Source organism: Paenibacillus sp. J53TS2 (genome assembly GCF_018403305.1).
Lineage (GTDB): Bacteria > Bacillota > Bacilli > Paenibacillales > Paenibacillaceae > Fontibacillus > Fontibacillus rhizolycopersici.
The window spans coordinates 266,263-282,273 of record NZ_BOSK01000005.1; the positions used below are offsets into that span (position 1 = coordinate 266,263).

At 57.5% G+C, this 16,011-nt stretch carries 8 protein-coding genes; all 8 read left to right on the forward strand.

Translation table 11 applies throughout. The features are described 5' to 3' along the window. Positions 1–71: 71 nt before the first annotated feature. The 8 genes from KJS42_RS13565 to KJS42_RS13600 all read left to right on the forward strand — a co-directional run bounded on the left by KJS42_RS13565 (position 72) and on the right by KJS42_RS13600 (position 15,886). Entirely contained in the window at positions 72–2,363 is a 2,292-nt protein-coding gene (locus KJS42_RS13565) for a helix-turn-helix domain-containing protein (protein WP_240908734.1), read from the forward strand. Between the two features lie 272 nt (positions 2,364–2,635). After that, positions 2,636–3,592 (forward strand): ABC transporter permease, encoded by a 957-nt coding sequence (locus KJS42_RS13570; RefSeq protein ID WP_155606826.1) that lies wholly within the window; start codon positions 2,636–2,638, stop codon positions 3,590–3,592. Between the two features lie 15 nt (positions 3,593–3,607). After that, positions 3,608–4,513, forward strand: coding sequence for a carbohydrate ABC transporter permease (locus tag KJS42_RS13575; protein WP_155606825.1), 906 nt, complete (start codon positions 3,608–3,610; stop codon positions 4,511–4,513). Positions 4,514–4,652: 139 nt separating this feature from the next. Next, the gene (locus KJS42_RS13580) at positions 4,653–6,317 is read left to right on the forward strand and encodes an extracellular solute-binding protein (protein WP_155606824.1); all 1,665 of its coding nucleotides are present in this window, start codon (positions 4,653–4,655) and stop codon (positions 6,315–6,317) included. A 171-nt stretch (positions 6,318–6,488) separates the two neighbouring features. Continuing rightward, entirely contained in the window at positions 6,489–8,210 is a 1,722-nt protein-coding gene (locus KJS42_RS13585) for a right-handed parallel beta-helix repeat-containing protein (RefSeq protein WP_213623155.1), read from the forward strand. A 24-nt stretch (positions 8,211–8,234) separates the two neighbouring features. Further along, the gene (locus KJS42_RS13590) at positions 8,235–10,673 is read left to right on the forward strand and encodes a glycoside hydrolase family 95 protein (RefSeq protein WP_213623156.1); all 2,439 of its coding nucleotides are present in this window, start codon (positions 8,235–8,237) and stop codon (positions 10,671–10,673) included. Between the two features lie 6 nt (positions 10,674–10,679). Then, the gene (locus KJS42_RS13595) at positions 10,680–13,055 is read left to right on the forward strand and encodes a glycoside hydrolase family 95 protein (RefSeq protein ID WP_213623157.1); all 2,376 of its coding nucleotides are present in this window, start codon (positions 10,680–10,682) and stop codon (positions 13,053–13,055) included. 332 nt (positions 13,056–13,387) lie between these two features. Next, positions 13,388–15,886 carry a glycoside hydrolase family 38 N-terminal domain-containing protein gene (locus tag KJS42_RS13600; protein ID WP_213623158.1) on the forward strand — a complete coding sequence of 833 codons (2,499 nt, stop codon included), beginning with the start codon at positions 13,388–13,390 and terminating at the stop codon, positions 15,884–15,886. Positions 15,887–16,011: the final 125 nt, after the last annotated feature.

Sequence of the window (16,011 nt, forward strand, 5' to 3'; positions counted from 1 at the left end):
TGATGAAACCAAAAAGGCGGGCGGCTCGGCCTGAAATGACAGCGCTAACAATAAAGATGGGGGGTCATCCCATGCTTCGGCATTCCCGGGTTTTCCGCAGCTTTCTGATTTCTTACGTTGCCATCTTGCTTATCCCCTGCATCGGCGGGTACGTCTCCTATCGAACGTCCATTACCGTTACAGAGTCGATCTCGATTGAGAACAGCGTCATCCAGCTGGAAAAAAGCCAAGAGTTGCTTGAGCACCGGATGGCGGAAGTGGAGGGCATGACCCGGCAGTTGGCGATCAGCCAGGAGATTAACGCCCTGATGAACGACCGAGGCACCGAAAGGGATGTATACGGCATCTGGAAGGCAATGCGAAACGTGTTGACGTTCGGGCAAACCAACGATTTTTTGCGGAATTATTTTATTTATCTAGCCAACTATAATTTGATCGTGACTTCCGGATCCTCATTCCGACCGGAGCACTATTACGATTACTTTCATTACGACAACTTGTCGTTCGAGGAGTGGGAGCAGCAGGTATTAGGCAAAACCCATCGCAGCGAAATCAAGCCGCTGACCCCGTTCAGCGAGCGGGATGTCAAGACCTCGGTAATCACCTACATGCAATCGCTGCCGCTCGACAGCTTTAATGATACGTCGCCGGCGATCGTCGTCGTCCTGATCGACCAGAAAACGATCGCAGGGCTATTGTCCGGCTTAACTGAACAAAGCGGCGGGTGGGTCCACATTTATGATGCGGAGGGAAACACGATCTTCCTGCAAGGGGAAGCGGCGCAGGATATCACCAAGCTGCAGGCGGATCCCCAATTTGACAAGAAGAAGACGAGCCAATTTTACGGCGGCGATCTCGTGATTACCACGCGTTCGGACAAGAATGGCTGGGTTTACCAAGCGGGTATTCCTCGCAGCACGTTGATGGAGAAGCCAAACCAGATCAAGCAGATTTCCTGGATGATTACCGGTGGCGCGATGTTTATCGGGTTGCTGGTGGGCTTGTTCCTAGCGTATCGCAACAGCCTTCCGATCAACCACTTGATCGGGGTCATGAAGGAGCAGTTCGGGAAGGACGAAGACGCAGGGCGTAACGAGTTCGACTTCTTGAGCGGAAATATCGCCGGGATGATCACGAAAAACAAATTGCTGGAGTCGGAGCTTCACCGCCAGCTTCCGCTGGTGCGAGATGCTTTCCTAAAGCGGCTGATTGCCGGTGAATTCGAATCGCGGGATGAAATCGTCTCGGCGGCGGCCCAGGCCGACATCGCGTTACGGCAAGGCGAAGGTTACGTTGGGATCCTGCAAATCAACGGATATGCGGGCATGGATACCGTGGAGGTGCTGAACGAGCTGAACGCCGCAAGGCTGCTCATGAAGCAAGCTGTTACGGAGCTCGCCGGACCTGTACCGATGACCGATTCGGGTTCGGACAAAATCGTTCTGCTGTTCTTCTCCGAGGCCGACCGGCTCCCGGGACCGGCGGAGGAGGAGCGGATCTCGGCACTGATGGAGAAGCTCGTCCAGCATGTGTTTGCCGAGTACAAAATCTCGATGCAAGCCGGATTCGGTGAACCGTTTGCCGGCGTAACGGAGGTCGGCCAATCTTTCGACCAGGCGAAACAGGCGCTGGAATATGCCGTGTACCTGAACAAAAAAGGCATCATGTGGAGCCATGAGACGCAAATCGAAAACACGACCTACTATTATCCGCTGGATACCGAGCATCGTCTCATCAGCACGATTCGCGCCGGGGAGCTGGAGGAGGCACGAAAGATCATCGACTCGATCTTCGCGCAGAATCTGGATCAACGCGAGTTGTCCGTCGAAATGAAACACCAGCTGGTGGGGGAAATGAAGGGCACGTTCCTCAAGCTTCTGGATCAGAAAATTTTTCTGGAATCCCCGTTGTTCGAGAGCGTCAAGAAGCGAATCATCGAGATCGCATTTACCGGGCCGCTTGAATCGATCCAGCAGGAAATCCACGTGATTATTCAGGAGTTGTGCGGCTATATCGCCAACAAGAAGAAGGATTCGCATGCCCAACTGATCAAACAGATCTATCAGTACACGGCCGAGGCTTACGCAGACCCCGACCTGACGCTGTATCGGGTTGCAGAACACGTTGAGCGACCGGAGAAATACATTTCCCAGCTGTTTAAAGAAGTCACCGGAGTGAACTATTCCGACCATTTGATCAAAGTGAGGATGGACCAGGCCGCGGTCCTGCTGAAAGAGAGCGGCTATACCGTGGACGAGATTGCTGCCCGGGTCGGGTACAACAGCTCGCATTCGTTCCGTCGGGCATTCAAACGATTGACGGGGATATCGCCGAGCGCTTATCGGCAGTCTTGCCAGGATTAACGGAACGCATCCTCCCCATGGGCTTATCTATATCGCTCCGCCATTGCAGTGGCCGTACCTTCCGATTCAGGGAGGCGCAGCCGCTGTTTTCTTTTTACGGAAAAATGGCTCCAGGCCCGAAGGATGACCCCCGAAAAACGGGAGATCTGTACGTCAAAAGACGGAAGTGTACCTGTTCAATCCCGCCAAACATGCCCTATGATCGACTCGTAAAGAAAACGCTACCAACTACGATGACTTCACGTTTAGGGGGAATTGTTCTGGATAAACAAATGGCTCTTCAACCGGATTACGTGCCGGACGTCACGCGCAAGGCCAGTTATTGGCGGGTTGCGCGCCGCAACATCAAGAAGCACTGGCAACTGCATTTGCTCGTGATTCCTCCGGTGCTATTCTTTCTTATTTTCAAATATTACCCGATGTTGAATGCGGCGCTCGCGTTTAAGGACTACAACGTCATCAAGGGCATTTGGGGCAGCCCGTGGGTGGGCTTCAAACACTTTCAATTGTTCTTTGAGAACCCGCAATTTTGGACGTTGGTGAAGAACACCGTCATCCTCAGTGGTTACCTGATCCTGGCCGGATTCCCGATCCCGATTGTTCTGGCGCTGATGATCAACGAAATCCGCGGCGGCCGCTTCAAGAAGTTCGTGCAGTTGGTCTCCTTTGCCCCGTATTTCATTTCAACCGTCGTCATGGTGTCAATCATCATGCTATTTCTGGCGCCTAGACTTGGTTTTGCGAACGTTGCGCTCAATTACTTCGGGTTGGAGTCGATTAACTTTCTGGGCGAACCGGGGATGTTCCGTTCGATTTACGTCTGGTCCGATATTTGGCAGACCGCGGGCTATAATGCCGTGATTTATTTGGCGGCTTTGGCGGGGGTCGATCCGACTTTGTATGAAGCGGCCAAGGTGGACGGGGCTTCGCGGTTCCAGAAGATCCGCCACGTCGACTTGCCTGGTATCGTGCCGACCATCGTGATCATCTTGATCCTGAACGTCGGCAATGTTATGGCGCTAGGCTTCGAGAAGGTGTATCTGCTGCAAAATCCGCTGAACCTGGTTAATTCCGAAATTATCGCGACTTACGTTTACCGCATCGGTTTACTGAACGCCAACTACAGCTTCGCGACCGCGGTCGGCTTGTTTAATTCCGTCATCAATCTCGTTTTGCTGCTGACCGTCAACGGTCTGGCCAAGCGGCTTACGAAGAACAGCATCTGGTAGGAGAGGAGTTAGGATATGGCAGCTACAGCAATCCCCAAGAAAAGAATCAAAGAATCGGCGGGAGACCGGATCTTTATCGGTGTCATCTATGTCATCCTGACCCTGCTCGTCATTGTTGTGCTCTATCCGTTGATTTATATCGTGAGCAGCTCGATCAGCAGCCCGGCGGCCGTCACCTCAGGGCAGGTCTGGTTATGGCCGGTGGAGCTATCCTTTAAAGGCTTCGAAGAGTTATTCCGCAGAGGAGAGGTGATGACCGGTTACCTCAACTCGATCTTTTATACGACGGTCGGTACCCTGATCAGCGTCACGTTGACCATCATGATCGCTTATCCGCTGTCGCGCCGGGCGTTCTTCGGACGGAACGCGTTGATGATGGTCATCACCTTCACGATGATCTTCAGCGGCGGTTTGATTCCGACCTATATGGTCGTGAAGGGGCTGGACCTGATCGATACGCGCTGGGCGCTGTTGATCCCCAATGCAATATGGGTCTGGCAGGTGATCATCGCCCGCTCGTTCTTCCAATCCTCCATTCCCGAGGAGCTTCTGGAGGCAAGCGAAATCGACGGCTGCAGCGATTTAAGGTTCATATGGAGCGTTGTGCTGCCGCTGTCCAAACCGATCATTGCCGTGCTTGTGCTGATGTATGCGGTTGGCCAGTGGAACGCTTATTTCGATGCTTTGATTTACTTGAAAACCGCAGACCTGTTCCCGTTGCAGCTCATCCTGCGGAGCATCATTATCCAGAACAACAGCGGGAGCAACATGGATGCGATGGCCATCGTCGAGAAGCAGCAGCTTGCCGAGCTGCTCAAGTATTCACTGATTGTGGTCGCCACGCTGCCGGTGTTGATCATTTATCCGTTTGTGCAGCGCTATTTTGTTCAAGGTATGTTGGTGGGTTCGGTTAAAGGCTGAGAGGGCCGTACACCTCGAAATGACGGTTGCGCCTGGGGGGTTCTGACTTCATTATAGAAGGAGGTGATGCTCTCGATTTGCACCAAGAGAGTTGCGGAAGGGAAGCGAATGACATCTATTAAAAAGGGAGCGATCAAATTTGAAAAAAACCCTGCTTAGCATGTTCATGCTGGTACTGGCGATTACGCTGGTGATCAGCGGCTGTTCGGGAAAAAATACAGAGAGCTCGAACAACGCCCAGGGCAACGGTTCGTCGGGCGCGGAATCGACCAAACCGGTGGAAGTCAGCGTCTTCGCCGTTCAGGAATCGGGCATCGATATTCCGACCAATAAATTTACGAAGTTTTTGGAAGAGAAGTTTAATATCAAGTTTAACTGGCAGATCAACCCGTCCGACGGTGCGAAGGAGAAACGCCAAATCTCGTTGGCGAGCGGCGACTATCCGGAAGCCTACCTGCTGACCGCTTACATCGACGAATTCTCCCAAGCCGACGTGCTCAAATACGGGCAACAAGGCGTATTGATCCCGCTGAACGACCTGATTGACAAGTATGGCCCGAATATCAAAAAAGCGATGGAAGAATCCCCGGAAATGAAAGCGCTGTACACCGCCCCGGACGGAAACATCTACGGGCTCGGCGCTTACACGGAATGCTTCCACTGCTCTTATCCGAATAAAATGTGGGTGAACACGGATTGGCTCCAGAAGTTGAACCTGGAAGAGCCCAAAACGACGGAGGAATTCAAAGCGATGCTGCAGGCGTTCAAAACAAAGGACCCGAACGGCAACGGCAAGGCGGACGAAGTACCGCTTAGCGGCTCCACGGAGGATTTCGGCGTACGTATCGTGCCCTATTTAATGAATGCCTTCGTCTATGATGATGACCGCAACTATTTAAACATGGAAAATGGAAAGGTGGTTTCCGCAGCGATCAAGCCGGAGTGGAAAGAGGGCTTGGCTTACATCAAATCGCTGTACGATGAAGGACTGATCGATCCGGGTGCCTTTACGCAAAACGCCGAGGCTTACAAGAAGATCGGCGAAAACGCGGATGCGGAAATCCTTGGCGCCGGCGCGGGCATGCATCCGGCAATTTTCGTAAACATCGATCCGGGCAATACCCGTTCTGCTCACTACAATCCGCTGGCGCCTTTGTCAGGACCGGGAGGGGTTTCGTTCGCCACGCATGATGCCGGCGGCGTGACCTCGGGGGCTAAATTTGTCATTACGAATAAAGCCAGCGAAGAAGTGCAAGTCGCCCTAATCAAAGCGATCGACTACATGTATACACCGGAAGGGCAAACCAATGCCGGCACAGGGATGAAAGGCATCGATTGGACCGATCCTGAGCCCGGTGACAAGGCCCTTGGCGAAGGGGTAACGCCGATGGTCAAGACGATTCAGATGAAGGAAGGCGAAGCGCCGCACAATGCGGGCTGGAGCGGCATGGGCCACTTCTACATGCCGAAGGAATACCGCGATACGTGGGTACAAGGGGAAGACATCTACGCCTCCGACGGCTATGAGCGCAGATTGTATAACGCCTCGCTGCTGTATCAAGGACATGAGCCGAAGGAGATTTTCCCAATCTGGTCGATCTGGATTGATCCAAGCGAAATTGACGAAGCCAGCATGCTGCAAACGAACTTGAAAAACTACATCGAGCAAAGCCAGCTGCAGTTCATCACTGGCAACAAGGACTTGAATAAGGATTGGGATGCTTATGTGCAAGGCTTGAAGGACTTGAAGCTGGATCGCTATCTGGAAATTCTGCAGAAGGCGTATGACCAATCGGCGAAATAACTCGAATATTTCGCGTCGCAGCCGCTTTTGGGCTACCGGCGGCGCGGATCACGGAAGCCGGCCTCTTGGGCCGGCATTCCGTTTTTCTTATCGAGATGGTGGAGTCGAAGATGGACGTTTTTAGGCATTTTTCTGCCAATACAGAGATAGATGGAGAGGAGCGGATGTGATATGTTAGGCGAAGATCGTGCAACCGTAATCTCCCTAGTGGATTATGGAGCCCGGCCGGATACGGAGGAAGATGCACAGCCGGCCATGCGTCTAGCATTGGAGGCGGCCGAACGAGCGGAAGGTCCGGTTGTGCTGGATGTGCCATGCGGACGGTATCATTTCTATTCGCAGGCGGCCATCCGGGCTCCTTACCATGTGACCAACACGGCAAGCGAAGAGGAATTGCCGGATGTTACGAAGACAATCGGGTTGCTGCTAAAGGGGCAGCGGCACCTGACCCTCCGGGGGAACGGGGCTCTGTTTCTGTTCCATGGCAAGCAGACGATGCTGTTGATCGACAGCTGCGAAGACGTTGCCATCCGCGACCTTCACTTCGATTACGCTATACCGACGGTAACGGAAATGACGGTGAAACGGTGCGAGCAAGAGGAGGGCTGGATGGAGGCAGAAGTGCATCCGGATTCGAGCTATGAGGTGAAAGAAGGAAGGCTAGAATGGATCGGCGAAGACTGGCGTTTTCGGGCCGGGCCGATGCAGCTCTGCGATCCGGTCGATAATACGACCTGGCGGGTGGATAATTGGCTGGAGCGGATGACTACGCATACGGAGGAGGTCCGCCCTGGACGGCTGCGGTTTGATTTTGACGGCGGCTTACCCGAGGGGATGGTCCCCGGGCGGATCGTACAGATGCGGGACGGCCTCCGGGATCAGGTGGGCGTCCTTGTGCATGAAAGTGACGGCATCGCGTTTTCCGGCTGCGGCCTGCATTTTATGCATGGGCTCGGGATGGTCGGACAATTCAGCGAAAACCTCGTCTTCGAGCATCTGGACTTGTCGCCGCGCGCCGAAACCGGCCGGACCGTCGCCGGCTTCGCCGATTTCATCCACCTGTCGGGCTGCCGGGGACGGATCGCGATTCGGGATTGCCGCTTTGCGGGCGCGCATGACGATGCGATCAATGTCCACGGCACGTATTTGCGGATCGTCGGCCGCCCGGCACCAAATCAATTGGTTGTGCGGTTTATGCATCCGCAGACCTACGGGTTACCGGCTTTCCGCGCGGGGGATGAGATCGGCTTCGTCGATGCGGATACGCTGGTGACGTACGGAACCGGTGAGGTGCGTGATGTTCGTCGGCTAGATCCACGCGAGCTGCTGCTCACGCTGGAGCGGCCTGCTCCGGAGGAGAAGGGATCGCGGGATGTGATCGAGAATGTCACCTGGTCCCCGGAGGTGGAAATCACGGGCAATCATTTCGCCCGCATCCCGACACGCGGAGTGCTGGCTTCCACACGCGGGTCGACTTTGATCCGCGGCAACCTATTTGAACGAATGCGGATGAGTGCCATACTAGTTGCCGCCGACGCGAATTCCTGGTTCGAATCGGGTGCGGTGGAGGATATGGTGATCGAGGGGAACCGGTTTGTCTCCTGCGGTGGGGAAGCTTGCGCGGCGATCATGATTGCGCCGGAAAACCGGGAAGCGCTCCCGGATAAGCCGGTTCATCGTGGAATTGCCGTCGTCGATAATCACTTCGAATCGGAGGGTTTCCTGTTGTCCGCGCACAGCACGAAGGATTTGATCTTTCGCGGAAACGAAGTTAGGCTGGCTTCTTCCGGCGGGTTCGACCTTAGGAAAGCCATACAACTGGAGGCCTGCCCGGATGCGGTGATTGTAGATCATGTTTATCATAGCAGTGACGGGTTGAAGAACGAGAAATAAGAATGGGCAGGGGAGGAAGGAACAATGGAGCAAAACACGAAGCTGCAGTATGAAAGACCAGCCGCGGTCTGGACCGAGGCGCTCCCGGTTGGAAACGGGCGTCTCGGCGCGATGGTTTACGGCGGGGTGGAGCGGGAAACGATCAGTCTAAATGAGGATACGTTATGGTCTGGTTATCCGCGCGATTGGAACAATCCCGCCGCTCGGCAGGTATTGCCCGAGGTACGGAAGCTCGTCCGGGAAGGCCGCTTTGAAGAGGCGGACCAACTGGGGCGTCAAATGCTGGGGCCGTATACGGAATCCTATTTGCCGCTCGGCGATTTGCAGTTGACGTTCGAGCATGGGGCCGCCTGCCGGAGTTACCGCCGCACGTTGGATTTGGCGAATGCCGTCCATCTGACGGAATACGCTGTCGGAGAGGTGACCTATACACGTGAGATCTTCGTGTCTCACCCGGATCAGGTCATTGCACTGCGGCTGACGTGCAGCCACCCCGGGGCGCTCGCCTTCCACGCCCGGCTAGATAGCCCGCTCCGCCATGCCACCACGGCGGAAGAAGGCGTACTGGTGATGCGGGGGACGGCGCCGGAACGGGTGGAGCCGAACTATGTGAGCGCGGATCGTCCGATCCGCTACGGCGACCCGACTGTCTCCCCGGCGATGGCCTTCGAGGGCCGTTTGGCGGTTGTGAATACCGACGGCCGGATCAACGTCGACAGCTCCGGTATTCACGTGCTGGATGCGACGGAGTCGGTGTTGGTTTTCAGCGCGGCGACCAGCTTCGAGCGGTTCGACCGGATCCCGGGGGCGGGCCGGACCGGGCCTGCTCCGGCTGAGATTGCGACGGCGCGCGCCAAAGCTGACCTGGCCGGCGCATTAACCGGACGCTATTCGGATCTTCGGGCCCGGCATATCGAAGACTACCAAGCCTTGTTTGGCCGCGTCAGCTTGCGGCTTGGCGAATCGCCTGCTCCGGAAGGGTTGGACACAGAGCGGCGGATCGCGGAATATGGCGCCTCCGATCCGGGTTTAGTCGAGCTCTTATTCCATTATGGCCGGTATTTGCTGATCTCAAGCTCTCGTCCCGGTACGCAGGCGGCCAACTTGCAGGGGATCTGGAATGCGATCACCCGGCCGCCTTGGAGCAGCAACTGGACGCTAAACATCAACGCGGAGATGAACTATTGGCCGGCAGAAGTGTGCAACCTGGCGGAATGCCACTGGCCGCTCCTGGAGATGATCGGCAACCTAGCCGAGAACGGGGCCACAACGGCCGCAATCAATTACGGCACCCGGGGTTGGACCGCCCATCACAACACGGACATCTGGGGACAAACGGCCCCCGTGGGTGATTACGGCGACGGCGATCCGGCGTGGGCATTCTGGCCGATGGGGGGCGTCTGGTTGACGCAGCACTTGTGGGAGCATTACGTCTTTGGCGGGGATGTCGCATATTTGCATGATTTTGCTTATCCCATCCTGAAGGACGCCGCTTTATTCGCCCTCGACTGGCTCATCGAAGACGAGTCGGGCCGTCTCGTAACTTCGCCTTCAACCTCGCCGGAGCATAAATTCCGCACGGCGGAGGGCGTTGCGGCCATTAGTGAAGGGGCAACGATGGACCTGTCGCTGATTTGGGAGCTGTTCACGAACTGTATCGAAGCAGCCGGGGTGCTTGGCATCGACGAGGCGTTCCGCGAGGAGCTGAGACAGGCCCGCGAACGGTTGCTGCCGCTGCAGGTCGGGAAGTATGGCCAGTTGCAGGAGTGGAGCCGGGACTTTGAGGACGAAGACGTCCACCATCGGCATACCTCCCATCTGGTGGGCGTCTATCCCGGCCGTCAGCTGTCGGCGGAAGAGACGCCGGAGCTATTTGCCGCGGCACGACAGGTACTGGTGCGGCGAGGTGACGAAAGCACGGGCTGGAGCCTGGGCTGGCGGGTGGCTTTGTGGAGCCGGTTCGGCGATGGAGACCGGGCGTTGCGGCTGCTCGGGAATATGCTACGGCTGGTGAAGGACGGCGATACCGAGCGTTATCATCACGGCGGCGTGTACGCCAGCCTGCTGGGCGCGCATCCGCCGTTCCAGATCGACGGCAATTTCGCCGCATCTGCCGGCATCGCCGAGATGCTGCTGCAGTCGCATCTCCCGGCGCTGGCGCTGCTGCCCGCCTTACCTGAGGCTTGGCCGGACGGCAAAGTCCGCGGCCTTCGCGCCCGCGGCGGCTTCGAAGTGAACCTGCGCTGGGCGAACGGGAAACTGGCCGAGGCGGAGATCGTCTCCCGTCTGGGTCATGCCTGCCGCGTTCGAGCGGGGCTCGGCGGAGACACGCCTTTTCTCGTTTATCACAGCGGCGTTGAGGTTGCGGCGGAGCGAACCGTGGAAGGCGAGACGCAATTTGCTACGGAAGCGGGAGAAACGTATCGGCTGGTACCGCAGTATCTCGCGTCCGGGAAGGAGTGAAGGCGGATGAAGGTGGACGTAACGGAGCAGGGGGCAACCCGGCTCTGGTATGACACGCCGGCCACGGTTTGGTCGGAGGGACTGCCCGTGGGCAACGGGCGAATCGGCGCCGTCGTGATGGCCGCGCCCGACCGCGAGGTCTGGAACCTGACCGAGTTGACGTATTGGTCGGGCCAGGTGGATGAAGGCGCACCTGCCGCGACCGATGGCAAAGCGGCGCTGGCGGAAATCCGCGAGCGGCTGTTCGCCGGCGATTTCGCCGGCGGCGACCGGCTGGCGAAGCAGGCGCTGCAGCCGCCCAAGCCGAATTTCGGCACCCATCTGGCCATGTGTGATGTAGTGATCGAATTTGCCGGGAGTGGCGAGGGAATTCTTAACGGCACCGGCGGTACTTGCGACGGCACCGGCTTCCGGCGCGAGCTGGACTTGGCGACGGCCCTGTTGACCACGACCGGCGGCCCGGCCGGAGCGACCTTGGTACGCAAGCTATTCGCCTCCCATGCAGACGATGTCCTCGTCTCGCGGATGTGGAGCGAAGCGGCGGGGGGAGTCTCGTTTACGCTGGGCATTGCGGGACTCACGCCCGAGTTTGCGGTTTCGGCGGAGGGCTCTGCGACGCTCGAATTTCGCGGCAAGGCCACGGAAACGGTGCATAGCGACGGAGCTAGCGGCGTCAACTGCCGCGGCCGCATCGAGATCGAGACGCGAGGCGGCAGCATCCGCGTCCAGGAGGGCAGGCTGGTCGTCACCAGTGCGGACGAGGCCTGCATCTATGTGGCCATCGCCACGGACTATCGCAGCGAGTCGCGGGCGTGGGAGCGCGCAGCCGGACTGCAGACCGTCTTGGCGTTGTCCAAGGGCTACGATCGCCTGATGGCAGACCATTTGGCCGATTACGAGCCGCTGTTCCAGCGGGTGTCCATCGATCTGGGCCCCTCTAATGCGGCGGAATTGCCTACGGACCAACGGATCCGGCTACTGCGGCAGGGCGGCAGCGATCCCCAGTTGTTTGCTTTATTCCTGCAGTATGGTCGTTATTTGACCCTGGCCGGCGCGCGGGAGGATTCGCCGCTCCCCTTGCATCTGCAGGGCGTATGGAATGACAGCGAAGCTTGCCGCATGGGCTGGAGCTGCGATTACCACCTCGATGTGAATACGGAGATGAACTATTATCCAACGGAGGTCGTTCATCTTGGCGAGAGCCAACTCCCCTTGATGCGTTATCTGGAGGGCTTGGCCCAGGCTGGCCGAAAGACGGCTCGCGACGCCTACGGTTCACCCGGTTGGGTGGCGCATGTATTTTCCAACGTGTGGGGATTTACGGAACCAGGCTGGGACACCTCCTGGGGATTAAACGTCACCGGCGGGTTATGGCTGTCCATGCAGATGATTGAGCATTACCGATATGGACTGGATCGCGATTTTCTTGCGAATCAGGCGTATCCGGTGCTGCGCGAAGCAGCCCGGTTCTTCCTTGACTATATGACGATACATCCGAAATACGGCTGGTTGGTGACCGGCCCGTCGAACTCCCCAGAGAACCACTTCTACCCGGGGCGTCCGGAGGAGGGGCATTGGCAGTTGTCGATGGGGACGACACTGGACCAGGTACTTGTTCGGGAACTCTTCACGTTCTGCCTGGAAGCGGCGGAGTTGCTGGGAGAGGATGTGGACCTGCAAGGGCTTTTGCAATCGGCCCTCTCCCTGCTGCCCCCGCTGCAGATCGGCAAGAAGGGACAGTTGCAGGAATGGCTGGAGGATTACGAGGAAGCCCAGCCGGAGCATCGCCACTTATCGCATCTGTTTGCGCTGTATCCCGCCCATCAGATTACGCCGGAGGAAACGCCGGAGCTGGCGGCCGCGGCTCGGGTAACGCTGGAAAACCGCATGCAGCAAGATGAACTCGAGGATATCGAGTTTACGGCCGCGCTGTTCGGATTATTCTTCGCCCGGCTGCAGGACGGCGACCGTGCCTTGAAACATATTTCGCACCTGGTCGGGGAGTTGTGCTTCAACAATTTGCTGAGCTACTCCAAGGCCGGCATCGCCGGCGCGGAGACAAACATCTTCGTCATTGACGGCAATTTCGGCGGTACCGCAGCGATTGCGGAAATGCTGCTGCAAAGCCGTCCGGACGGGGAAATTCACCTACTGCCGGCGCTGCCGGCGGCGTGGCCGACTGGCCGGGTGACGGGTCTAAGGGCCCGCGGAAACGCCGAGGTCAATCTCGCCTGGGAAGCGGGACGATTGACCGATGTAGTCGTGCGCGCCTATTCGCCGGGCACGTTTACGTTATGCTCTGGTGACCGCCGCATCGCCTTCGAGGCCGCTGCCGGTGGGGAATATCGGTTTGACGGCGCGCTTGCGCCGCAAACGTTATAGTTTAGTGGGGCGATCCCGAAGCGGAAGTCAATGACGAACTCCGTGGGATGGCCCCTGTTTGCTATTTTCGGCGGTTGGATGATATTCGGTCATTCCCAGCGCGAATACCTGATTGAGCGGCGCTATTTTTTCAGAACCTCGCCATCGGCGAGCGAAAATAAAGGCATTCTCGCCGGTTATTTCTCCGCAGGTCCTCTTCGTAGGGAAAATGTACGCCACACACCGCAAAGGTACCTTTACGCTCCCAACTTTACACGGTAACATCATGCCTGGAAAGCGCCTCCAACGGGGAGTGCGCCTTCATCATGGAAAGCAAGACAAGGGGGAGACCTGTGAAAAAACTGCATTTACTCAGCAACGCGCATCTGGATCCGGTATGGCAATGGGAGTGGGAGGAAGGAGCGGCTGCGGCGATTTCGACATTCCGGGCGGCTGCGGATTTTTGCGAGGCGTACGAAGGATATATTTTCAATCATAATGAAGCGATTTTGTATCAATGGGTCGAGGAATACGAGCCGTCGTTGTTCACCCGTATCCAAACGTTGGTCCGAGAAGGCAAGTGGCACATTATGGGCGGTTGGTATTTACAGCCGGATTGCAATATGCCGTCGGGCGAATCGTTCGTGCGGCAGATCCTGCTCGGACGGGAGTATTTCCGCGAGAAATTCGGCGTGCAGCCGACCACCGCGATCAATTTCGATTCGTTTGGCCATACGCGAGGCCTCGTGCAAATGATGCAGCAGGCGGGTTATGATTCATACATTTTCATGCGTCCGGACGAGTTCCCGGCGTTGCCGGCCCGGGATTTTATCTGGGAGGGCAATAACGGCAGCCAGCTGATGGCTCACAAAATCGAAGGCAGCTATAATTCGGCGCTGGGGAAAGCCCATGAGAAGATCGGCGAGTGGTTGGGAAATCACGGCGATGAACCGATCGGCCTGATCCCGTGGGGCGTGGGCAACCATGGAGGCGGACCGTCCCGCTTTGATCTGGACCGGATCGGGGAGATGATGCAGCAGCCCGAGTCCTGCGGCGGGTTCGAATGGGTTCATTCCACACCGGAGGCTTATTTCCGGGAGCTGCCGGAGGCCAAAGCGCTACCTTCCTACGCGGGGGATTTGAATCCCCGCTTCGTCGGTTGCTATACATCAATGATCCGTGTTAAACAACGGCACCGGAAGCTCGAGAACGAGCTGTATCTAACGGAGAAAATGCTGTCCGCCGCCGCGCTGCAGCACGGCCTTCCCTATCCGGCGGAGGAATTGCGTGCTGCTCTGCAGGATCTGATGATGGCGCAGTTTCACGATATCTTGCCGGGGACGTCGATCCAGCCGGCTGAGGAGTCCGCGCTGCATTTGCTCAGCCATGGGTTGGAAACCGCCTCACGCCTGAAGACGCGGGCCTTCTTCGCCCTGGCCGCCGGACAGCCGAAAGCGCAGCCGCAGGAGTATCCGGTGTTGGTTTATAACCCGCACCCCTTCCCGGTCCGGGGCATCTTCGAATGCGAATTTATGTTAGAGGACCCCAATTGGGGCGAAGGATTCTCCAACCCTGTCGTTTACCGAGATGGCGTGCCCGTTCCTTGCCAGGCGGAGAAGGAGGAGAGCAATCTGCCTCTTGATTGGCGGAAGCGAGTCGTGTTTGCGGCGGAGCTGGCGCCGTTGTCGATGAACCGCTTCAACTGCCGGATCGAAATGCGGGATCACAAGCCGCTCCCGACGCTGCGGGAGGAGAACGGGGCCTATCGGTTCCAGAGCGAGGATTTGGAGGTCACGATCAACGCTCGCACGGGTCTGATCGACGAATACCGGATACGCGGCGGCGAGTCTCTGCTTCAGCCGGGGGCATTCGCCGCGCTGGCCCTCCAGGATAACGAGGATCCGTGGCGCATGGATACCCATGCATTCCGCGACGTCGTTGGACGGTTCGGGCTGATGGAGCCGGCAGAAGGCAGCGCCTTTTCCGGTATCCAGGCGACCCTGCCATCCGTTCGCGTCATCGAGGACGGCTTGGTGCGGACGGTGATTGAGGCGGTGTTCCGGTACCGGGATTCTTTTCTCGTTCAAACCTACAAACTGCCGAAGCAGGGAACGGAGATCGAAATCGAGTTGCGGGTTTACTGGAATGAGAAGGATACGATGCTGAAGTTGGCGGTGCCTACGGTGTTTGGCGGCAACGGGCAGTTCCGCGGCCAGACGGCCTTCGGGATCAGCGAATTGCCGGAGGAGGGCACCGAGGCCGTCGCCCAAAGATGGGTCTCCGTCCTGGGCCGCACCCCTGGCGGCATGCAGCGAATGTTAACTTGCGTCAACGACGGCATCTACGGCTGCGATTACCTGGACGGTGAATTGCGACTATCGCTACTGCGCAGCCCGGGTTATTGCGCCCATCCGATCGGCGACCGGCCGATCCTGGCGCAGGACCGCTTCTCGCCGCGGATCGACCAAGGGGAGCATCGGTTTACCTTCTGGCTTTGCGCAGGGGAACTCGCGGAGCGAGCCGCACGAATAGATCGCGAAGCAACTGCGCGCAACGAGCGGCCTTATGCGTTGTCTTTTTTTTCATCCGGGGAAGGGGAATTGTCCAAATCCCTGCTGGAGCTGGGAGATGAAGTCATCCAGCTAAGCGCCTTCAAGCAGGCGGAAGATAGGAAGGGGTACATCGTGCGATTGTTTGAGCCTACGGGGCAGGCGAGGAAGACGACGATCGCCATCCCTTCGATGGGCATCCGGGAGGAGGTTCACCTGGGCGGCTTCGAAATTGCCACTTACCGGATCGATCCGGAGGCGGGGACCATTCAAACAACCGGATTATGCGAGAACCTTGTATAGTCGGGATGGGGAGAAGCTGATTAATGAATCTGGGCCAAGAGTCCACAGAACCCCAACCCCAACAATGCTTTTCCTCGCTTGGCCGTCGTGATATAGTAACACCAGAAACCTGCGAGTGAGGGGGA